18 protein-coding genes are annotated in these 20059 nt (G+C 68.9%); 1 reads left to right on the top strand and 17 read right to left on the bottom strand.

Going from position 1 to position 20059, the window contains the following annotated elements; all coding sequences use genetic code 11:
* Positions 1–63: 63 nt before the first annotated feature.
* Complete coding sequence (locus HMPREF3121_RS02230) at positions 64–849, bottom strand: hypothetical protein (RefSeq protein ID WP_224370114.1); 786 nt, start codon at positions 847–849, stop codon at positions 64–66.
* A gap of 42 nt (positions 850–891) precedes the next feature.
* Positions 892–2277, bottom strand: coding sequence for a glycine--tRNA ligase (locus HMPREF3121_RS02225; RefSeq protein WP_070519488.1), 1386 nt, complete (start codon positions 2275–2277; stop codon positions 892–894).
* A gap of 288 nt (positions 2278–2565) precedes the next feature.
* Between HMPREF3121_RS02225 and HMPREF3121_RS02220 the strand changes: the two genes are divergently transcribed.
* Positions 2566–3042: a Fur family transcriptional regulator gene (locus HMPREF3121_RS02220; protein ID WP_141742931.1), complete on the top strand. Its 477-nt coding sequence runs from the start codon at positions 2566–2568 to the stop codon at positions 3040–3042.
* Between the two features lie 83 nt (positions 3043–3125).
* On the opposite strand, the gene HMPREF3121_RS02215 is transcribed toward HMPREF3121_RS02220, so the two are convergent.
* The 15 genes from HMPREF3121_RS02215 to HMPREF3121_RS02145 all read right to left on the bottom strand — a co-directional run bounded on the left by HMPREF3121_RS02215 (position 3126) and on the right by HMPREF3121_RS02145 (position 19744).
* A complete protein-coding gene (locus HMPREF3121_RS02215) occupies positions 3126–5003 on the bottom strand; it encodes an HNH endonuclease signature motif containing protein (RefSeq protein WP_070519486.1) in 1878 nt (625 codons plus the stop codon).
* Between the two features lie 231 nt (positions 5004–5234).
* Positions 5235–5963 carry an isoprenyl transferase gene (locus HMPREF3121_RS02210; RefSeq protein ID WP_256388229.1) on the bottom strand — a complete coding sequence of 243 codons (729 nt, stop codon included), beginning with the start codon at positions 5961–5963 and terminating at the stop codon, positions 5235–5237.
* 125 nt (positions 5964–6088) lie between these two features.
* On the bottom strand, positions 6089–7051 hold the full coding sequence (recO, locus tag HMPREF3121_RS12300; protein WP_141742930.1) for a DNA repair protein RecO: 963 nt from the start codon (positions 7049–7051) through the stop codon (positions 6089–6091).
* A gap of 21 nt (positions 7052–7072) precedes the next feature.
* On the bottom strand, positions 7073–7564 hold the full coding sequence (locus HMPREF3121_RS02200) for a DUF4282 domain-containing protein (protein WP_070519482.1): 492 nt from the start codon (positions 7562–7564) through the stop codon (positions 7073–7075).
* A 164-nt stretch (positions 7565–7728) separates the two neighbouring features.
* On the bottom strand, positions 7729–8676 hold the full coding sequence (era, locus tag HMPREF3121_RS02195; protein ID WP_070519568.1) for a GTPase Era: 948 nt from the start codon (positions 8674–8676) through the stop codon (positions 7729–7731).
* A 19-nt stretch (positions 8677–8695) separates the two neighbouring features.
* Positions 8696–10039, bottom strand: a complete 1344-nt coding sequence (locus HMPREF3121_RS02190; protein ID WP_070519480.1) for a hemolysin family protein — start codon at positions 10037–10039, stop codon at positions 8696–8698.
* Positions 10036–10716 carry an rRNA maturation RNase YbeY gene (gene ybeY / locus HMPREF3121_RS02185; RefSeq protein WP_083291175.1) on the bottom strand — a complete coding sequence of 227 codons (681 nt, stop codon included), beginning with the start codon at positions 10714–10716 and terminating at the stop codon, positions 10036–10038. Before ybeY ends, HMPREF3121_RS02190 begins: the two co-directional genes overlap by 4 nt.
* A 63-nt stretch (positions 10717–10779) precedes the next feature.
* Positions 10780–11952, bottom strand: coding sequence for a PhoH family protein (locus HMPREF3121_RS02180; RefSeq protein ID WP_246816046.1), 1173 nt, complete (start codon positions 11950–11952; stop codon positions 10780–10782).
* 185 nt (positions 11953–12137) lie between these two features.
* Positions 12138–13265, bottom strand: coding sequence for an AbrB family transcriptional regulator (locus HMPREF3121_RS02175; protein WP_070519478.1), 1128 nt, complete (start codon positions 13263–13265; stop codon positions 12138–12140).
* 11 nt (positions 13266–13276) lie between these two features.
* Complete coding sequence (locus HMPREF3121_RS02170) at positions 13277–14035, bottom strand: 16S rRNA (uracil(1498)-N(3))-methyltransferase (RefSeq protein WP_070519476.1); 759 nt, start codon at positions 14033–14035, stop codon at positions 13277–13279.
* Positions 14036–14095: 60 nt separating this feature from the next.
* Positions 14096–15235, bottom strand: coding sequence for a molecular chaperone DnaJ (gene dnaJ / locus HMPREF3121_RS02165; protein WP_070519474.1), 1140 nt, complete (start codon positions 15233–15235; stop codon positions 14096–14098).
* Positions 15236–15369: 134 nt separating this feature from the next.
* Positions 15370–16404, bottom strand: coding sequence for a heat-inducible transcriptional repressor HrcA (gene hrcA, locus HMPREF3121_RS02160; RefSeq protein WP_070519472.1), 1035 nt, complete (start codon positions 16402–16404; stop codon positions 15370–15372).
* 66 nt (positions 16405–16470) lie between these two features.
* A complete protein-coding gene (locus HMPREF3121_RS02155; protein ID WP_070519470.1) occupies positions 16471–17829 on the bottom strand; it encodes an MFS transporter in 1359 nt (452 codons plus the stop codon).
* A gap of 35 nt (positions 17830–17864) precedes the next feature.
* Positions 17865–19079, bottom strand: a complete 1215-nt coding sequence (gene hemW / locus HMPREF3121_RS02150) for a radical SAM family heme chaperone HemW (RefSeq protein ID WP_083291172.1) — start codon at positions 19077–19079, stop codon at positions 17865–17867.
* The gene (locus HMPREF3121_RS02145) at positions 19076–19744 is read right to left on the bottom strand and encodes a hypothetical protein (protein ID WP_070519468.1); all 669 of its coding nucleotides are present in this window, start codon (positions 19742–19744) and stop codon (positions 19076–19078) included. Before HMPREF3121_RS02145 ends, hemW begins: the two co-directional genes overlap by 4 nt.
* Positions 19745–20059 lie beyond the last annotated feature (315 nt).

The raw sequence follows: 20059 nt of genomic DNA, 5'->3' as shown, positions 1-20059 counted from the left end.
GGGAACGGGCCCCACCCCCTCCCCCGGCACACGCCCGGGCCGATCACCGCCAACCATCGCGTCCTACGCCACCCACACCCACACAAGGTAAGCGATCAACAGCAACAGACAGACCGTGAGAATCCACGTCGAACTGACCATCCGGTACTCCAGCACCCGACGCGCCACCCACGACAGGAAAATCTTCTCCTCATCCGGCAACGCACGGCCACCATCGGTGTCGTACTGAATCTCCGCCGCACGCACACCACGATTCGCGCCCGTGAACTGCCCCAACTTGCCGCCGCGAGCATCCTCGATCACGTAATTCTGCGACCCCTCGCACACCACGACCAGGTGGCGATCACCGCCCAAATCAACGTCGATCTTCTTCGCCCGGGCCAACTTCGGACGATCCTTGCCGCCCGCCGTGAAAACCCGGCCATCCGGCAAAGTGGCCACCAGACGCCCATCGCCGACGACATCCAGATCCCACGCACCCCGCGCGGACGCGATCGCCTCCTCCGGGCCAACGCGAACGTACTCCGCCACCTCAGCACCCTCGGCGATCACCGGAATGCGAACCTTGTCGCCGTCCTTGACCTCCTCCCCCAGACGCCAGCTCTCCCACCGCACGACGGTGCCGTCATCCAGGGTCGCCGCATGCGACTCGTCGATCTCCCGCAGCCCCGGTGCCTCCGGAGACTCCGGGGCATCCGGCGTTTCCAGCGTTTCCGAAGACTCGGGAGCACCCGGATTCTCCGGCACAGCCGGCGTCTCCGGAGCCTCGACGTCCTCCGCGGGCGCCACGGTCGGCTCCTCCGACACCCCCTCGGCATCGAGCCCGGGACGATCGTTCTGGTCGCTCATGCGTTGTCTCCTAGCTGACGGCGGGAATCGTCGAAAAGCGAACTAGCAACCGATCAGGCGCTGTGCGAGGTACCCCTCGAGCTCGTCGATCTTCACGCGCTCCTGCTCCATCGTGTCACGATCGCGCACGGTGACCGCGTCATCCTCGAGCGTGTCGAAGTCGACCGTCACGCAGAACGGCGTACCGATCTCATCCTGACGACGGTAACGACGACCAATGGCACCCGACGTGTCGTAATCGACGGCCCAGTGCTGACGCAGCTTGTCGGCGACGGCCTCCGCGGTCGGAGTCAGCGTGTCCTTCTTCGACAGCGGCAGTACCGCGACCTTGACCGGCGACAGGCGCGGGTCCAGCTTCAGCACCGTGCGGGTGTCGGTGCCGCCCTTGGCGTTCGGCACCTCCTCCTCGGTGTAGGCGTCGCACAGGAACGCCATCAGCGCACGGGTCAGACCGAAGGACGGCTCGACGACGTACGGCACGTACTTCTCGCCCGTGACCTGGTCGTGGTAACGCAGATCCTCCTTGGCATGCTCGATGTGGCAGCCGAGGTCGTAGTCGGTGCGGTTGGCCACGCCCATCAGCTCGCCCCACTCGTTGCCCTGGAAGTGGAAGCGGTACTCGAAGTCGATGGTGCGGGCGGAGTAGTGGGCGCGCTCGTCGTCCGGCACGTCGTACTGGCGCATGTTCTCCGGGTTGATGCCCAGGTCGATGAACCAGTTCCAGCAGGCGTCGACCCACTCGTCGAACTTCGCCGGGGCGTCATCCGGGGCGGTGAAGTACTCGATCTCCATCTGCTCGAACTCGCGGGTGCGGAAGATGAAGTTGCCCGGGGTGATCTCGTTGCGGAACGCCTTGCCGGTCTGGGCGATGCCGAACGGCGGCTTCATGCGCGCGGTGGTCATGACGTTCTTGAAATTCACGAAGATGCCCTGCGCCGTCTCCGGGCGGAGGTAGTGCAGGCCGACCTCGTTGTCGACGGGGCCGAGGAAGGTCTTCAGCAGGCCCGAGAACATCTGCGGTTCGGTCCACTTGCCCGGCTGGCCGGTCTCCGGGTCCGGAACGTCGGCGAGGCCGTTGGCCGGCGGGTGGCCGTGCTTGGCTTCGTAGGCCTCCAGCAGGTGGTCGGCGCGGTACCGCTTGTGGGTGTGCAGCGATTCGACGAGCGGGTCGGTGAACGTCGCGACGTGGCCGGAGGCCTCCCACACCTGGCGGGGCAGGATGATGGACGAGTCGAGGCCGACGACGTCCTTGCGTCCGGTGACGAAGGTCTTCCACCACTGGCGCTTGATGTTTTCCTTCAGCTCCACGCCCAGCGGACCGTAGTCCCACGCGGAGCGCGTACCGCCGTAGATCTCACCGCAGGGGTAGACGAAACCCCTGCGCTTGCACAGGTTCGCGACGGTATCGACGACAGACTTCGGGGCCACTGCCTCAAACGCTCCTTGGTTCACGGTGTCCCGCCCCGCGGTGGATCCGGCGGGCACGGGATGACGGTGGGCGGCTTCATCGGCCGCCCCGTGCAATCGACTGTCCGGGTGGACGGTCGACAAGTGTCCCCCACTCTAACCGGCATGGTGAGTTTCATGCCCATCGACCCCGGGATTTCGCCGAGGGTAGTGTCGGGATGCGAAGCAAGCTTTGCGACGATACCTCCCCGGTCCACCGCGAAGGTGCGGTTTGGGGCGGTGATCATGTCGGGATTGGAGAAGTCGGCGATGTCATCCACGAAGGGTTCTGGTGCCGGTGTCGGGTCGGGCGACGCCGGAGGGGCGGCCACCGGTGCCGCCGCCCAGACCCCGAAGATCGGAGTGCGCAGCACCAGGCAGCGCAAGGCCGTGATCGCGGCGATGAACGACATCACGAAGTTCAGCTCCGCAAAGGACATTCATCGGGTGCTCGTGGAACGCGGCGACCAGGTCGGGTTGACCACCGTGTATCGGACGTTGCAGTCGCTGTCGGAGGTCAAGGCCGTGGATGTTCTGCACACCGATGCCGGTGAAGCGTTGTACCGGTTGTGCGGGGATCATCATCACCATCACCTGGTGTGCACCGATTGCGGTGAAACCGTGGAGATCGGCGGCGGCCCGGTGGAGGAATGGGCGGGTGACCTCGCCACCAAGCATGGTTTCCGGTTGACCGGTCATACCGCCGAGGTTTTCGGGGTGTGCGGCGACTGCCAGGAAGAGTCTTAGACGAAGACCGTTTGGCCGTTCCGAGAGGCCGTCTGGTTCGAGATCCCGCCTGGTTCGAAATTCCGTCTAACTGCCGAGCCCATCTAGTTGGACCAGCTCCACCATCCGGTCGACGTCGACTGCGCTTCTCTCCTGCCGGCTTGGTAGGTCGCCCACCAGGATTCGGACCAGCCGGGGGATCTGCGTGCCGCCGGCGAGTCGTTGAACTCGGGGGCCCGGCCCGGTTTCACGTGCCCGACTCGTCCGGTTTCCCGGGGGTGGGTGGCCCGCCCACTGGCATGGCCAGCATCCGCGTCGTCGTTTTCGCGGTGGTGTTCCGGGCAGCGGAGTGTGCAGTTGCCGATGTCGGTGGCCCCTCCGAATAGCCAGGCGTCGATGTGGTGCGTTTCGCACATGTCGGCGGGCTGTTCGCATCCGGGGTAGGTGCACACGGTCTCCGACGCCAGCAGCAGGACTCGCTGCCACAGGTCGGCGGTTCGCCGTGATCGGCCCAGGTCGAGTGGGCGTCCCGTGATGTCGTCGAGCAACGCCAACCACGCGTACTTGTGAGCCCCGAGGGTCACCAGTTCGGGCAGCGTCAGGTCGATGCCGGTGTTCGTCGGGAAGCGTTTGAACACCCGCCGCTCCCCTTCCGGCGGCCCTTCCCGTTGGGCGCTCTGAAGTTCGTCGTCGAAGTCCGAGGCCCTGATCGCCATCACGATCGACGCCACGCCGGCATTCGGGCGGTCGAGCGGTTGCGCGACTCCCGAGTACAGGTCGGCGACGAAGGGGCATCGTTCCGGGTCCCAGTAGGTTGATTCGGTGCGCAACCATCGCAGCAATCCCCGGCCATGGTCCTCCCCTGCACCCTCCCCTGCGCCGTCGTCCGCCTCCGGCGCGTCGCTTCCGGCCCCGCTCCGGACTCCACCTGCGGTTCCCGCTCTGCGGCTCACCTTCCCGGCGCCTCCGCCTCCGCCGCCCGACTCTCCGGCGGCCGCGGTTCCGCTCCGGACCCCGCCTGGCGCACCGAGATCAACACCATCCCCGGCATCCACCCCGACTCCCGCCGCAGCTCCGGCTCCGCTGTGCTGCAGCGCGAACAGCAGCACGTGGTGGAGGGCGTGCACGCGTCGTTGGGTCAGGGTTCGGGGATCTTTGACGCCGTCGGGCAGGTCGAGGAAGGCGCCGGGCCCGGCGTTGAGGTGCAGCAGCGCGTTAAGCACTGCGGCGGTCGGCGCCGGCAGCATCGCGTCGAGTTTGCACAGTCCGTCGACGTTGGGCGCCCGGACGGTCAGCCTGGCCTGCGAGGTGCCGGCTTTGGTCGCCGATTTCCGTTTTTCCAGGCGTTTGCGGGCTTCGTTGGCGCACATCGACCGGAAGAGGTCGGCGGGCGTGGAGTCGATGTTGTCGGTGATGGCTTCGGCGACGTCCTCCATGAGTCCGTGCTCTTGTCCGGTGAAGCTGCCGAGCACTTCGTTCATTTGGTTGGATCGGCACACTGGGAAGTTGCCTTTTTTGGCGGAGGCTGCGAGTCGTTCGCCGATGGCGCGACGCCGGTGGAGTTGTTTTTCGGCGGCCTCCAGTTCTTCGGGGGTGGCGTCGGCGGGCGGGTCGGGGTCGGGTTCGGGGTGGAGTGCGTCGCGGTATGCGAGCAGGTGGCGTGCTTCGGTGTCGGTGATGTCGAACAGCCTCTTGAGGTATGACCGTGGCGTGGCGCGTCCGCCGCCGCGTTTGTGCAGTTCGTTGACGACGACGGCGTTGGCGTATTCGGCGAAGACGACGTCGGCGGCGCGCATGGCGTGGCGCAGCCTGACGACGCCGGATTCGACGTGGTTGATCTCGTCGCCGTGGTGTCCGTCGCCGCCCACTGCCCCGATGGGCAGGGTGGTCAGTTGCCGGATCATGCCCTCTATGTTTCGCGTCAGCTTTGCGACGAGTCCCGCCAGGTCGTCGCCCGCCCCGTTGTCGTGTGCCGTCGACATCGCCCCACCCCGAGTGATTGTTCGCTTTCTTGTTCGCACCCCGGACGCTATCAGCAGATCAAGATCGGCCGCGACGCATATTTGTTCGAATCCGCCATTCGGGCGGGCCACCACCGGCGAAAGCGTCGTCGCAAAGCCGAAAGTGACCGATTCCGCGAATTTTTCCCGGACCCAGCCCCGCTCGCCTCCCCCGTCGTTGCACTCCGGTGGTTCCCGCCTATTTGCCGCCGACTACTTGACGCCGCCGAAGCGACGGTCCCGCTTGGCGTATTCGACGACGGCGGCGCGCAGGTCCTCGCGGGTGAAGTCGGGGAACAGGCGGCCCTGGAACACGAGTTCGGCGTAGGCGGACTGCCACGGCAGGAAGTTGGACGTGCGCTGTTCGCCGGAGGGGCGGAGGAACAGGTCGACGTCGGGCATGTCGGGTTCGTCGAGGAAGCGGGCGAAGTTCTTTTCGTCGATGTCGGTGGGCTTGATCTCCCCGGCGGCCGCGAGGCGTGCGATTTCGCGGGCGGCGTCGACGATTTCGGCGCGGCCGCCGTAGTTGACGCACATGTAGAGGGTCATGTTGGTGTTGTCGGCGGTCTGGCCCTCGGCGGTTTCGAGTTCCTTGATCACGGAACGCCACAGTCGGGGTCGTCGGCCGGCCCAGCGGACGCGGACTCCCTTGGCGTCGAGTTCGTCGCGGCGGCGGCGCAGGACGTCGCGGTTGAAGCCCATGAGGAAGCGGACTTCGTCGGTGGAGCGTCGCCAGTTTTCGGTGGAGAAGGCGTAGGCGGACAAGTGGGGCACGCCCATTTCGAGGCATGCGTCGACGCAGTCCATGAGCACGGCTTCGCCGCGTTTGTGGCCTTCGGTGCGTTTCATTCCGCGTTCTTGGGCCCAGCGTCCGTTTCCGTCCATGACCAGGGCGATGTGGTTGGGGAGGAATTCTTCGGGGACGGGGGAATCGTGCGGGATGGGGTTTGGTTTCGACGTCGTCACGTTTTCATCATGCCCCACGGGGTGCGGCGGGCCCCAGTCCCGGTGGGCCTCAGTTCCGGCGGGCACCAGTTCCGCTGGGCTCGGTTCCGGTGGGCGTGGCTTTACGACGGTGTGCCGCGTCCCGGTGCGCCGGGGTGGGTTCGGGCGGTCGGCGTGGTCGAGGTGCGGGGGCTGCCGTCTTCTCCCCAGCGGGCGTCGACGAAGGACAGTGCCGCGACGCGTCGGCCGAGGTGGTGGTGGAGGTGAGCCGTCGCCAAGCCTCGGGCTTGTGAGGCGAGGGGGCGGAATCCTCGGCGGTCGGAGACGGCGTCGATGTAGTCCCAGCGGTCGTGGGCGAGCCACCACATCAGGCGGAGGACGTCGGTGGGTGGGGTGGCGGCGCCGGGTGGGCGGCATTCGACGCATACGGCGCCGCCGGCGGCTGGGGCGAATGCCTTGTGGGGGCCGGGTTTTCCGCATTGGGCGCAGTCGAAGAGGCTGGGGGCCCAGCCGGCTTCGCCCATGGCTTTGAGCAGGTATGCGGTGAGCAGGAGTCCGGGGGTGCGGCGGGGTGCGCCGCCATTGTGCCCGCCCAGCGTGCTGCCACGGTGGACGCCGTTTTCGGGGCCGCGTTCATCGGCGGTGCCGGCGGCGTCGGTGTCGGCGGCGTCGGTCGCGGCGACATCGGCGGCGGTCGCGGAGTGTGCGAGGGCGTCGAGTGCGTCGACGGTGAGGTCCCACAGGCCCGGCGAGGGGGCGCCTTCTTCGCCGGCGAGGCGTTCGGCGGTTTCGAGGACTCCGCAGGCGCAGGTGTAGCGGGCGTAGTCGTCGACGATGGGTGCGGCCCACGTTCGGATCGTGTCGGCGCCGGTGATGGTGCCGAGGTTGCGGCCGGGGTGGATCTGCACGTCGGTTTCGACGAACGGCGCCAGCCTGGATCCGAAGCGGGATTTGGCGCGACGCACGCCTTTCGCCACGGCGCGGACGATGCCGTGGTTCCGGGTGAACAGGACGATGATCCGGTCGGCTTCCCCCAGGTCGTGACGCTTTACGACGATCGCCCGGTCGCGATAGCTCTCCGCCATCGTTGGTTGCGTGGTCTCCCGTTAGGGGCGCTGCTCGAGGTTCTGCAGCGACTGGGCGGAGCGGATGAGTGCGAGGCTCGATTCCAGCAGCACGCGAACCAGGGCGAGCTGCAGGATGACGGCGATGAGGATGAAGGGCACGCCGAACAGCAGGAAAAGCAGCCCGATGCCGGAGTCGAGGTCGAAGGCGCCGGCTGCGCCGGTGATGATCCACACCAGGGCGCCGAGGGCGACGACGATGGTGACCAGGACGTAGATGGTCTTCACGATCGACGGCGTGGCGTACTGGCGGAAGGAGAAGTCGAACAACGCGGAGAGGAAACTGGCGTCACGGCCGGCGGCTGCGGGGGCGGGGGCGCCGGTTGCGCCGTTGGCGGGGTACCCGGAGTAGTCGGGGTACCCGGCCTGGGGGTTGTGTTGGCCCGCGGTCGAGTAGCCGTCGGCGGGGTTTCCCCATCCGCCGTCACCGGAGTAGTTGCCGAAGCCGTTTCCCGGGTTGTTCGCGTCGGTCACGGTTCACCTTTCGCACGTTTATGGATCGTTTATGGATGTTCTCGCCCGTGGGCGAATGATGAGGTTACCCGGCGCCCCGGATTCCACCGGCCGCAGCCCGGAAAAGGGGCACCTTCTCCGGTCTGCCGGGCCGCGAGCTCGGCCGTGTCCCGCAGCCTCCCGCTCTAGAACCCCAGGCGTCCCAGCTGCTTCGGGTCGGACTGCCAGTCCTTGAGCACCTTGATGCGCAGGTCCAGGTAGACGTTGCCGCCGAGCAGTTCCATGAGGGACTTTCGGGCCTTGTGCACGGTGGTGCGCATGCGCCTGCCGTCCTTGCCCATGAGGATGTGCTTCTGGCCGGGACGTTCGACGTAGATGACGGCGTGGACGTCGGTGACGCCCTCGCGGTCGGGGTTCGGCATGACTTCGTCGATTTGGACGGCGACGGAGTGCGGCAGTTCATCGCGGAGGCCGCCGAGGGCCGCTTCGCGGATGAGTTCGGCCATGCGCGTGTCGCGGTCTTCGTCGGTGACGTGGCCGGACGGGTAGTACTTGGGGCCCTCCGGCAGCAGCGACGCCATGACGTTGACGAGGGTTTCCAGGTTTTCGCCGGAGTTCGACGACACGGGCACGAGTTCGGCTTCGGGGCCGAGAAGGTCGTGGAGTTCCATGAGGCGTTCGGCGATGACGTCGCGGCCGACCTTGTCGGTCTTGGTGACGATGCCCATCATCGTCGTGTTCGGGCACTCCTTGCGGACGGATTCGAGGATCCACCGGTCGCCGGGGCCGATTTTTTCGTCGGCGGGCACGGACATGGCGATGAGATCGACGTCGGCGTAGGCCTCGGCGACCATGTCGTTGAGGCGGTGGCCCAGCAGTTTGCGGGGCTTGTGCAGGCCGGGGGTGTCCACGACGATGATCTGGCAGTCGTCGCGGTGCACCACGCCGCGCACGGGGTGGCGGGTGGTTTCCGGCTGGTCGGCGGTGATGGCGATCTTCTCGCCGACGAGGGCGTTGGTCAGGGTGGATTTGCCGGTGTTGGGGCGCCCCACGATGGACACGAATCCGGAGCGGTGGCCCGGCGGGGTGGCGTAGTCGTCGGAATCGCCGCCGATTCCGGCGCCGGCCAGCATGTCGTCCAGGTTTCCCATGTCAGTTCTCCTCTTGTTCGTGTCCCGCGGCGGCGTCCGCCGGTTCCGGGTCGACGGGTTCGACCACGACGGCGTGGACCCGCATGCGGCCGCGGCGGTCGCGTGCGCCTTCGGCGGTGAAGCGCAGTCCGGCGGCCTCCACTTCGGCGCCCGGCAGCGGGACGCGTCCGAGACCGTAGGCGAGCAACCCGGATACCGTGTCGACTTCGTCGTCGACACCGTCGTCGAATCGGACTTCACGTCCCTCGGCTTCGTCGTAAAGCTCCACGAGTTCGCCGAGGGACAACCTGGCCATGACCCGGTACCGGCCGTCGCCGAGGGGTTCGATGGGCGCCCGTTCGTCTTCATCGTATTCGTCCGCGATCTCGCCGACGATTTCCTCGAGGATGTCCTCGATGGAGATCAGCCCCGCCACGCCGCCGTACTCGTCGACGAGGATGGCGATGTGGTTGCGGTCGCGTTGCATTTCGTCGAGCAGGTCGTCGAGGGGTTTGGAGTCCGGCACGAACGTGGCGGCGCGCATGACGTCGGTGACGGGGACGCTGCGGCCACCGTCGGTGAGCGAGTAGGTCTGCTGCACCAGGTCCTTCAGGTAGACGATGCCGACGATGTCGTCGGCGCCGTCGCCGATGACCGGGATGCGCGAGTGGCCCGACCGGACGCACAGGGCGACGGCCTGGCCGGCGTGCTTCTCCGATTCGATCCACACCATTTCCGGGCGCGGCACCATCACCGACCGTGCGGACGTCGACGCCAGGTCGAAGACGGATTGGATCATGCGGCGTTCGTCGTGTTCGACGATGCCGCGTTCGCGGGCGATGTCGACCATTTCGCGCAGTTCGACTTCGCCGGAAAATGGGCCGTCGCGGAAGCCGCCGCCGGGGGTGAGCACGTTGCCCACCCAGATCAGGAGCTTTTCGACGGGGCCGAGCAGGCGGGAGACGGCGCCGAGGATGACGGCGGAGGCGAGCGACACCGCGTAGGGGTTGCGGCGTCCGAGGGTGCGCGAAGTGACGCCGAGGACCAGGTAGCTGAACAGCGTCATGGCCACGATCGCCGCGGTGATCGCCCAGGCGTCGGACCGGATGTATTCCATCGCAAGGACGGCGACGAGGACGGAGCCGGAGACTTCGCACACCGTGCGCAGCAGCACGAGGACGTTGACGTTGCGGGCACGGTAGTCCAGGACGCGGACCAGTGCTTTCGCACCGGCGACTTCGTCGTGGACCATTTCATTGGCGCGCGCCCGGGAGATGGACGATACGGCGGTTTCGACGGTGTTGAGTACGCCGGCGATGGCCATGAGGAGGATGACCGCGAGGATCATCCATGCCGATGCGGTCATCGCTGCGTGCCCGCCCCACGGTCGTCGTCGTTTCGGCCGTCACCGTCGCGGCCACGGCCGGCGTCGCCACGCGCGTCGCCACCATGTGCGTTACCAGCATGCGCGTTGCCGCCATGCACATCGCCGCCGAGCTGTTCGTCAAGCTGTTCGCGGTCGGCGGCCGACGGGAAGGCGCCCGGGTTGATGGGCTTGGCCGGGAAGTCGGCGCCGCGGCGTTCGACGTCGTCGTACCAGTCGGCGAGCAGGCCATTTTGGAGCGCGAACATGCGGCGCTCCTCGTCGGCCTCGATGTGGTCGTAGCCGAGCAGGTGCAGCAGGCCGTGGACGGTGAGCAGGACCAGTTCGTGGCTGAGCGGGTGGCCGGCCTTCTCCGCCTGGCGGGCGGCGAAGTCGGGGCACAGCACGATGTCGCCGAGCATCGACGGGCCGGGTTGCGGCGCATCCGGGCGGCCGGAGCCGGGGGTGAGCTCGTCCATGGGGAAGCTCATGACGTCGGTCGGGCCGGGCAGGTCGAGCCAGCGGATGTGCAGGTCCTCGATGGTCGGTTCGTCGACGAGGTGGATCGACAGTTCCGCGGCCGGGTGGACGTCCATCCGGCCCAGGGCGTAGCGGGCGACGTCGATGAGCGATTCCTCGCTGACGCCGCGGCCGGATTCGTTGAAGACCTCGATGCTCATCGTCTCATGCTCCCGTTTCCACTGTCGTTGCCCGTGTGTTGTTTCCCGTGTTGTCGCGGCCCATCACCGCTGGTCCCCCGAGTCCCACATCCAGTCGCGGCCGGGGCCGGGGTTCGTGCCGCCGCCGCGCTTGTTCTTGCCGCGCCCGGTGCCGTCCCGCCCGGCCACGTCGCGCTTGTTCTTGCCGCGCCCGGGTTTCGTGGATTCGGTCGTCCCACGTTCGGCCCTCCCTCGCTCGGCCTTCGCCCGCTCGGTCTTCGCCCGTTCGGCGCGTTCCTGCTCGGCGGCGTCGTAGTCGTCGTAGGCCTCGACGATGGCGGAGACGAGCGAGTGCCGGACGACGTCGGCCGCGCCGAGGTGCGGGAAGGCGATGCCGTCGATGTCGCCGAGGATGCGGCGCACGACGTCGAGGCCGGAGCGCTGCCCGCGGGGCAGGTCGACCTGGGTGGCGTCGCCGGTGACGACCATCTTGGCGCCGAAGCCGAGTCGGGTGAGGAACATCTTCATCTGCGCGGGCGTGGTGTTCTGCGCTTCGTCGAGGATGATAAATGCGTTGTTCAGCGTCCGTCCGCGCATGTACGCGAGCGGGGCGACTTCGATGACGCCGGACTCCATGAGTTTCGGGATCATCTCCGGGTCCATCATGTCGCGCAACGCGTCGTGGAGAGGCCGCAGGTAGGGGTCGATTTTCTCGTGGAGGGTGCCGGGCAGGAAGCCGAGGTTTTCACCGGCTTCGACGGCGGGGCGGGTCAGGATGATCCGTTCGACGTCCTTCCGCTGCAGCGCCTGGACGGCCTTGGCCATGGCCAGGTACGTCTTTCCGGTGCCGGCGGGGCCGATGCCGAAGATGATGGTGTTGCGGTCGATGGCGTCGACGTAGTCCTTCTGGCCCTGGGTTTTGGGGCGGACGATTTTGCCCCGGCGGGCGATGATCTCCGCGCCGAGGACGTCGGCGGCGCCGCCGGATCCGCCGGCCGCCCCGTCGCGGGCGTCGGCACCGACGATGCCGACGGCACGCGTCACGGAGTCGGTGGACAGTTCGTGGCCTCGGCGCGCCATGGATTCGAGTTCCTTGAAGGCCCGGGCCGCGGTGGCGACCTGGGAGGGGCGGCCGGTGACGGTGACGGTGGTGCCGCGGGCGTGGATGTCCGCGCCGAGGAGGTTTTCGAGGAGGCGCAGGTTGCGGTCGGCGTGCCCGAACACGGTCGGCGCGTGCGCGGGGTCGAGTTCGACGATCGCCTGGGTGCGGTGGTCGACGGCGTGTCGTTCGGGGCGTCGTCGTTCGGGTTGTCGGGTCGGATCCGTCACGCCGGGTGGAACCTCGTTTCCTTGGCGGGTTGGTGGTGCGGGTCGGTGAGGCGGTTGGTGGTCGGCGCGCCGGGGGCGGGGCGTCGACGGGTTTGTCACGATCTTAGGTCGTCTCACTGGTCGGGCGTGCACCGGCGCATGAGTTGCGGCAGGGATGGGGCCGCGACGGCGACGGCGATGACGCGGACGACGTGCATGACCACGACGATGCCCGCGCCGCCGCGTTCGGCGACGAACCCGAATACGAGCTCGCTGGCACCGGGTGCGGTGGCCAGGTAGGAGTCGACGCCGCCGGTGATGCCGAACATCCACATCACCCAGGCGGACAGTGCGGTGGTGGCCAGCAGCATGCCGACGCCGGCGAGGACGTACGGCAGGGCGCGGCGGAATTCGGCGATGTTGGCCATGGTCATGCCGGAGCCGGCGGCGGTGCCCAGGACGATGAATGCGACGGCGACGGCCAGCCGCGGCATGTCGGGGGCCAGTTCGGGCCAGATCATGGCGCCCGCGGCCCCGGCGAGGATGGCGGGGATGATGAAGGGCGCCGGGAACTTCGGCATGAGCTTTGCGACGGCGGCTCCCAACGCCATTGCGGCGGCGATCATCGCCCAGCTCGACCAGTCGCCCGCCCATTCCGAAATCCGGGACGCCGAGTCCATGGCGGTTGGGTCGGCTGCGCCGCCGGTGGGGGCGACGGCGTCGTCGGGGCGGACGTCACCCGGGCCGTCGAGAAGCAGAATCACGGCCGGCAGGCTCAACGAGACGACGAGCAGGCGCAGGTACTGGGAGAAGACGACGAATTTCTCGTCTGCGCCGGCTTCGCGGGCCACCGCCAGCATGAGGGATGCGCCACCCGGCAGCGTGGCCACCACCGATGTGGCGCGATCGACGCCCGCGCGGCGGTGCAGCAGGGACGATGCGGCGAAGGCGACGAGCATCGACGCGACCGTGACCAGCAGGGCGAGGGGAAGACCCGCGGCGAGCTCGCCGGGGCTGGATTGTGCGACGGGACCGACGGCGAGCAGCGCGATGACCGTCTGCCCGAAGCGGTTCGGCCAGGGCCTGGTCCACTTCACGTTCGGGGCGGCGCGGCCGCCGGCGACCAGCGACAGCACCACGGCGACGACCATCGGGCCGACCAGCCATCCCGCCGGCACGCCCGCCCACGACGCCGCCGCGCCGCCGAGGGCGCACAGCAGCCAGGGAACGAGGAATGCGCGGGCGGATTTCACGTCGACCACGCGGTCCCGGCTCAGCCCCAGCGCCGGGTCAGCGGACCCAGCGCCGAGGTCGCGGCCGCACCGGCCAGGGCCGTGCGCAACACGGTCGGGCCGAGGACCACCGGCGTCGCGCCCGCCGCGCGGAACGATTCGAGCTCCGCGTCGTCGACGCCGCCTTCGGGGCCGACGATGAAGATGATCTCGCCGACGTCGGCGGCGGCCCGGGCGACGTCCGCGAAGGCGCGATCCTCCTCCTCGTGGAGCACCACGGCCACTCCCCCGCGTCCGGTCACCGTCTCGATGAGCGCCACGACGTCCTTCGTCGAATGCAGTTCGGCCACCGGCGGGATCCAGGAGCGGCGGGCCTGTTTGGCGGCCTCGCGGGCGGTCGACGCCCACTTGTCGCGCGCCTTGCCCGCCTTCGCGCCGGTCCACTTGGCCACGCACCGTCGCGCCGACCACGGGATGATCGCGTCGACGCCGGCTTCGGTCATCAGATCCACGGCCAATTCCGCCCGGTCCGACTTCGGCAACGCCTGGACGACCGTCACATGGGGCGTCGGCCGCTCATCGACCTCCGAGGAGAGGATTTCGCAGGTGACTCGGGCACCGTCGGCAAGCGAAATCCGGGCCCGGGCCCGCCGGTCCCGGCCGTCGACGAGGAACACCTCGTCGCCTGGGCCCAGGCGCTGCACCTTGACGTGACGCGCCTCCGGGCCCTCCAGGGCGATGACCGAGCCGGGGTCGGGCACCGCGCCGTCGAAATCGGCGAGGAAAACGGGCAGTCCCATGGCTCTCCTGTTCTGATTCGGCGGGCGGCTCCGTCGACGGTGTCCGGGCGACGGTTGGTCCTAGCGGCGGTTGCGGAAACGCGAGAAGAAACCGCGCTCGGTGGCCTTGTCGTCGACGAGCCGCGTGCCCTCGCCGCGATGATCGCGGAGCTTCTCCAGCAACTCGCGGGACTTGCCGTCGAGCTTGGTGGGCACCTGCACGTCGACGTGGGCGATGAGGTCGCCGGAGCCTTCGCCGCGCAGGCGCGGCATGCCGCGGCCCTCCACCCGCATGGTCTGCGCGGGCTGGGTTCCCGGTTCGACCTCGACGGCGATGTTCTCGCCGACCAGGTCCTCCACGTCCAGGGAGGTGCCCAGCGCCGCGTCGACCATGGGCACGTGGATGGTCACGTGCAGGTCGTCGCCTTCGCGGGTGAACACGGGGTGCGGCTCGGCGTGGACCTCGACGTACAGGTCGCCGGCCGGCCCGCCGCCCGGGCCGACCTCGCCCTGGCCGGCCATGCGGATGCGCATGCCATCGGAGATGCCCGCCGGAACGTTGACGGTCAGGTCGCGGCGCGACTTCACGCGGCCGTCGCCGCCGCAGTTGGTGCAGGGGTCGGCGATGATCTCGCCGGTGCCCTGGCAACGGCCGCATGGACGCGAGGTCATGACGTTGCCCAGGAAGGAACGCTGCACCTGCTGGATTTCACCGGTGCCGTTGCAGTCGCCGCACACCTTCGGCTTGGCCTTCGACTTCGAGCCCGTGCCCTCGCAGATGTCGCACAGCACGGCGGTGTCGACGGTGATCGGCTTGCGCACGCCCGTGAAGCACTCCTCCAGGCCGAGCGAAATGCGCAGCAGCGCATCGGAACCGGGCTGGACGCGGGAACGGCGCTGACGCGGGCCGCCGGCGGCGCCGCCGAAGAACGCCTCGAAAACGTCGCCCAGGCCACCGCCGCCGAAACCGCCGAAGCCTCCGCCGCCGACGCCGCCGCCCTGCTCCATCGGGTCGCCGCCCATGTCGACGATGCGCCGCTTCTCCGGGTCGGAGAGGACCTCGTGGGCGACGGAGGCCTCGCGGAACTTCTCCGCGGCCTCTTCGTCATCCGGGTTGCGGTCCGGGTGGTACTTCAGCGCGAGCTTGCGGTACGCCTTCTTGATCTCCGTGTCGGAGGCGTCCTTGGACACGCCGAGGATGCCGTAGTAGTCACGAGCCAACGTCAGTTACTTCCTTATGCATCTGTGGAAAACCAATTGTCGGTAATCAGCGAAGAGTCACCGGAATTCGGGCGGCCCGGCCACCGGCGGGCCGATGGGGCAGCCGTCGGAAGAATGTACCAGCGTGCGGGCCGTCACCCGTCACCGAGGACCCGGCCGACGTACTGTGCAACGGCGGCGACCGACGCGATTGTTCCCGGGTAGTCCATGTAGGTGGGGCCGACGACGCCGAGACCGCCGAGAATCGCGCCCGCCGTCCCGTAGCCGGTGGACACGACGGACGTGCCACGCAGTTCCTCGTCTTCGTTTTCTTCGCCGATGGACACCCGCACCTGGTCGAGGTCCTGCACGGCCGACAGCAACTTGAGCACGACGACCTGCTCCTCCAGCGCGTCGAGGATGTTCGGCAGGGTCGACGGCAGGCGCCCGTGCAGGCCGGAGCGCGTCAGGTTGGAGGCGCCGGAAAGGATCAGGCGGTCGTTGGGCTTGTCGATGAGCGACTCGATGATCACCGTCGAGCAGCGGATGACGATGTCGCGGACGTCGGCCGGCGCGTTGGCCGCCAGGTCGGCGATGGACGCCGAAGCGTCGGACAGGGTTTTGCCGGCCATCGTGCGGTTGAGCAGGTCGCGCAGCGCCGACACCTGGTTCGGGTCGATCGGCGCGGCGAGTTCGACGTTGCGCTGTTCGACGCGGCCGGTGTCGGTGATGATGACCACCAGCAGGCGCACGTCGGCGAGTTGCACCACCTCGCAGTGCCGCACCTGCGACGTCTGCAGCGTCGGCAGCTGGACGACGGCGACCTGTCGGGTGAGCTGGCTGAGCAGCTGCACCGAGCGGCGCAGCACGTCCTCCAGGTCCACGCCGCCTTCGAGGAATTCGAGGATCGCCCGGTGCTCCGCCTTCGACAGCGGCTTGACCTTCGAAATCGAGTCGACGAACAGTCGATAGCCCTTCTCCGTGGGGATGCGCCCGGAGGAGGCGTGCTCCTGCGTGATGAACCCCTCGGCCTCCAGCACCGCCATGTCGTTTCGGATGGTCGCCGAGGACACGCCCAGGTTGTGGCGCTCGACCAAGGCCTTCGATCCGACCGGCTCCTGCGAGGACACGTAGTCGGCGACGATGGCGCGCAGCACCTCGCGGCGGCGCAGTTCGGTCTGGCTGGACATCGGGCGCTCATCTCCTTTTCGCGTCGTCGTCGGGCCCGGCGGGCTCCCGTGCATCGAGGGCCGAGTCTACCGGCCGACGGCGGTGCGCTTCCCCAGCGCCATGTGCGTGACGACGACCACCGCAACCGGGATCATCGCAACCAGGGACAAACCGGTGTACCCGATCTGGACAAGCACCGGCCCGCCGATCAATCCGCCGAGCACGCCCGCCAAGTTCATCGTCATGTCGGTCCGGCCCTGGACGGCGGCGCGATCGTGCTGCGGCGTGGCCGTGGTGACCGCCGCCGATCCCGCCACCACCGACGCCGACCAGCCCAGGCCCAGCAGGGTCAGCGCGACGGCGAGCATGGGCAAGCTGAACGGCGCGATCCAGATGACGACCGCGGTGGCCAGGAAAATGGTCTGGCCGACGAAGATCATCGCGGTCGTGCCGAACCGGTCGACGGCCCAGCCAAAGACGGGCGACAGGGCCCACATGCCGGCGATGTGCAAGCTCATGACGGCGCCGATGATGGTCAGCGATGCGCCGAAGTTCGCCATGTGCAGCGGTGCCATGGACATGAGGGTGACCATGACGAAGTGGGCGACGGCAACCGCGCCCTGGCCCGCGAGCACGACGCGGCGATCGGCGGGCACCACGGCGTTGGGTTCGGCGGTGGCGGGCGCGGCGTGAGCGGTTGGAGCGGTTCCTTCTCCTTCGGCGGACGTCGATCCTGCCGGCGTTCGCGCAGCCGCATTGGCCGCGGCCGCATCGGTGAGTCGCGCGACCTCGAGCGGATCGGGGCGCAGCAACAGCGCGTACAGCAGCGTGGCGCCGACCTGGGCGACGACGGTGACCAGGAAGGGCCCGGTCAACTCCGGCAGGCCGAACGCCGTGGCCACTCTTCCCGACGGGGACATGAGCAGCGGCCCAGTGACGGCGCCCACGGTCGTGGACCACATGACCGTCGACAGCATCAGGCCGCGGCGGTGCGGCAGGGCGGCATCGGCGGCGGCGAACCTCGCCTGCAGCCCCACCGCCGAACCGACGCCGAGAACGAGGAGCCCGGCGAGCAGCAACGGGGTGCTGTCCGAGACTGCGGCCAACGTCGACACCACGGCGCCGACGGCAGCCAGGCCGGAACCGACGGCCAACGCGAATCCGCGGCCCTTCGCGATGGCCAGCCGCGCCAACGGCACCGACGCGATCGCGGCACCGAGCGTGCTCAGCGTCGCGGCGAGCCCCGACAGTTCCGGGGATCCGGATACCTCAGCGACGAGCAACGCGCCGACGCTCACCGCGGCGCCGACGCCGAGGCCGCCGAGGATCTGGCCGATCACGAGCACCGCGATCAGCCGCGTGCGCGTGGATTGGGCGACGGCCGCCAGCTCGGGCGCGGATTCGCGGCACGGGTTGCCCGCCTCCGGGGCCACGTTCGAACTCATGCGGGGAACCTTAGCCCCCAATGCGGATCGCGCGCTCAGCTGAGGATGTCGACGATGATCGCGTCGGCCAGCAGCCGGCCCGCATCGGTCAGGCGAACCCGATCGCCGTCCAGCGCCAGCATCCCGGCGGCCTCCTGCGCACGCGCCCGCTCGAGTTCCTCTGGCCGCAGTTCCGACGTCGGCATGCCCTCCGCCAAACGCAACCGCAACATCACTCGTTCGATGTGGCGGTCCTCGTCGGAAAGCGACTCCGAATCGTGGATGGGCAACTCCCCGCCCGACACGACGGACGCGTAGCGGGCAGGGTGCTTGACGTTGTGGAAACGACGGCCGCCGAGATGCGAATGCGCCCCCGGGCCGGCGCCCCACCAGTCGCCGTCGCGCCAGTAGATCATGTTGTGGCGGCACTCCCCGCCCGGCCTCGCCCAGTTGGACACCTCGTACCAGCCGTAGCCCGCGCCGCGGAGGGTGGCGTCGATGCGTTCGTAACGGTCGGCGAGGTCATCGTCGTCGGGCATGGGCAGCTCGCCGCGACGGACCTTCCGCGCCATGGCGGTGCCCTCCTCCACGATGAGCGAATACGCCGACACGTGATCGACGCCCGCCGACAGCACCGCCTCCAGCGACGCGTCGAGGTCGGACATCGACTCCCCCGGCGTGCCGTAGATGAGGTCGAGGTTGACGTGGTCGAAGCCGACGTCGCGCGCCTCCCGGGCGGCCTCCACCGGACGGCCCGGCGTGTGGACGCGATCCAGCGTCGCCAGCACGTGCGGGGCGACGGACTGCATGCCCAGGCTCACCCGGGTGAAACCGGCCTCGCGGATGCCCTCGAAAAAGTCCGGCGACGTCGATTCCGGGTTGGACTCCGTGGTCACCTCGGCGTCCGGGGCCAGGCCAAACGTGTCGCGCACGCCGTCGAGCAGGCGCGCCAGCCCCTCGGCGCCCAACAACGACGGGGTGCCGCCGCCGATGAACACGGTCTCGGCGGGGCGGACCCCACCGCCGCCGGCCGAAGCCGAGTCGAGGGACTCCACCGCCAACTCCAGCTCGCGGACGATGGCGTCGAGATAGCTGCCCGTCGATGCCGCCGACCCCAGCTCACCGGCGGTGTAGGTGTTGAAATCGCAGTAGCCGCACCGCGTCGCGCAGAACGGGACATGCAGATAGATGCCGAACTCCGGGCGCGGGTCGCGCTGGCCTGCCGACGTTGCCGCAGCCGCCGGGTCGCCGTCGTTGACCGGCCCCGTCACACGCGCTCCGCGGCACGGCGCTGGGCGACCTTGCGAACGACCTCGTCGATGCGGATGCGCTCCATGAGGAACGCGGGAGGACGACGCCCGCGCAGCGTCTTCGCCACGGCGGGGTGCGTTTCGGGGACGGTGACGCACCAGGCCGCGGCGGCATTGAGGGCGCGGCGGCCGCAGCGGGCGTACAGCGCCGGGATCTGCACCGACCCGAGGACTTCGACGCCGCGGATGTTTTCGGCCGACACCCAGTCGGCGAGATCCTCCAGGTACGCGGCCGTGCTCTCCGACCGCGCCAGCAACGCATGCGCGACCGTCGGCACGGCGACGGGGTGCCGCAACGGCGCGGGAATGGCCGACAGCGAAGCGACGTCGACGGGCTTCGGCTCGGGGCCGGGCTCGCGGTCGGGCATCGGCCCCAATTCGCCGCGGCGAATGCCGGACGTGAACGCCTGCCGCAGACCGGCGAGTTCGCCGACGAGCGGGCGGGCGTCTTCGACGGCCTCATCGACGATGTCTGCCAGCTCCAGCACGCATTCGTCGACCAACTCGCGGTCGACGTCGGCGATGGCCTGGGCCAGGTGCTCGATGTGCTCGGCGACTTCATCGCCGATGTCGTACAGCTCCTGGGTGATTTCCCGGAGCCGGAGGCGCGCGTCGTAATGCTCCACCGCGGTCCTCCTCGCCGGTCGGGCCCTGCCGGGCTGATCATCGCCGCCGGCGTTCGCCGGGGTCGTCCTCGGGGCGCCGGGGCCGATTGCGCGTTCCCCCGAAAACCTCGAACGACCCCACCATAAGGGTGCGCGGGCCGCTGCCCGTGGAGCGACACCGGCTCGGCGGGTGCGTGTCGGCGCGGTGGGTGCGTGTCGGTGGGCGCGGGGGTGTGTCGGCTCACGAGGCTGCAGGGGTCGACCCGGGCTGCCGGGATTCGGCCGTCGTCGACAAGCGCAACGGCCCGGCACCCCATGTGGGGTGCCGGGCCGGAA

The sequence above is a fragment of the Corynebacterium sp. HMSC11E11 genome (genome assembly GCF_001807025.1).
Taxonomy (GTDB): Bacteria; Actinomycetota; Actinomycetes; order Mycobacteriales; family Mycobacteriaceae; genus Corynebacterium; species Corynebacterium freneyi.
Note: the sequence above shows the minus strand (reverse complement) of the source record. Positions and strands in the feature narration are given on the sequence as shown.

Coding starts and splice junctions, on each gene's coding strand:
- HMPREF3121_RS02230 (WP_224370114.1), bottom strand. CDS start 849: ATGAGCGACCAGAACGATCGTCCCGGGCTCGATGCCGAGGGGGTGTCG.
- HMPREF3121_RS02220 (WP_141742931.1), top strand. CDS start 2,566: ATGTCATCCACGAAGGGTTCTGGTGCCGGTGTCGGGTCGGGCGACGCC.
- HMPREF3121_RS02215 (WP_070519486.1), bottom strand. CDS start 5,003: ATGTCGACGGCACACGACAACGGGGCGGGCGACGACCTGGCGGGACTC.
- recO (WP_141742930.1), bottom strand. CDS start 7,051: ATGGCGGAGAGCTATCGCGACCGGGCGATCGTCGTAAAGCGTCACGAC.
- era (WP_070519568.1), bottom strand. CDS start 8,676: ATGCTGGCCGGCGCCGGAATCGGCGGCGATTCCGACGACTACGCCACC.
- HMPREF3121_RS02190 (WP_070519480.1), bottom strand. CDS start 10,039: ATGACCGCATCGGCATGGATGATCCTCGCGGTCATCCTCCTCATGGCC.
- ybeY (WP_083291175.1), bottom strand. CDS start 10,716: ATGAGCATCGAGGTCTTCAACGAATCCGGCCGCGGCGTCAGCGAGGAA.
- HMPREF3121_RS02170 (WP_070519476.1), bottom strand. CDS start 14,035: ATGGGACTGCCCGTTTTCCTCGCCGATTTCGACGGCGCGGTGCCCGAC.
- hrcA (WP_070519472.1), bottom strand. CDS start 16,404: ATGTCCAGCCAGACCGAACTGCGCCGCCGCGAGGTGCTGCGCGCCATC.
- HMPREF3121_RS02155 (WP_070519470.1), bottom strand. CDS start 17,829: ATGAGTTCGAACGTGGCCCCGGAGGCGGGCAACCCGTGCCGCGAATCC.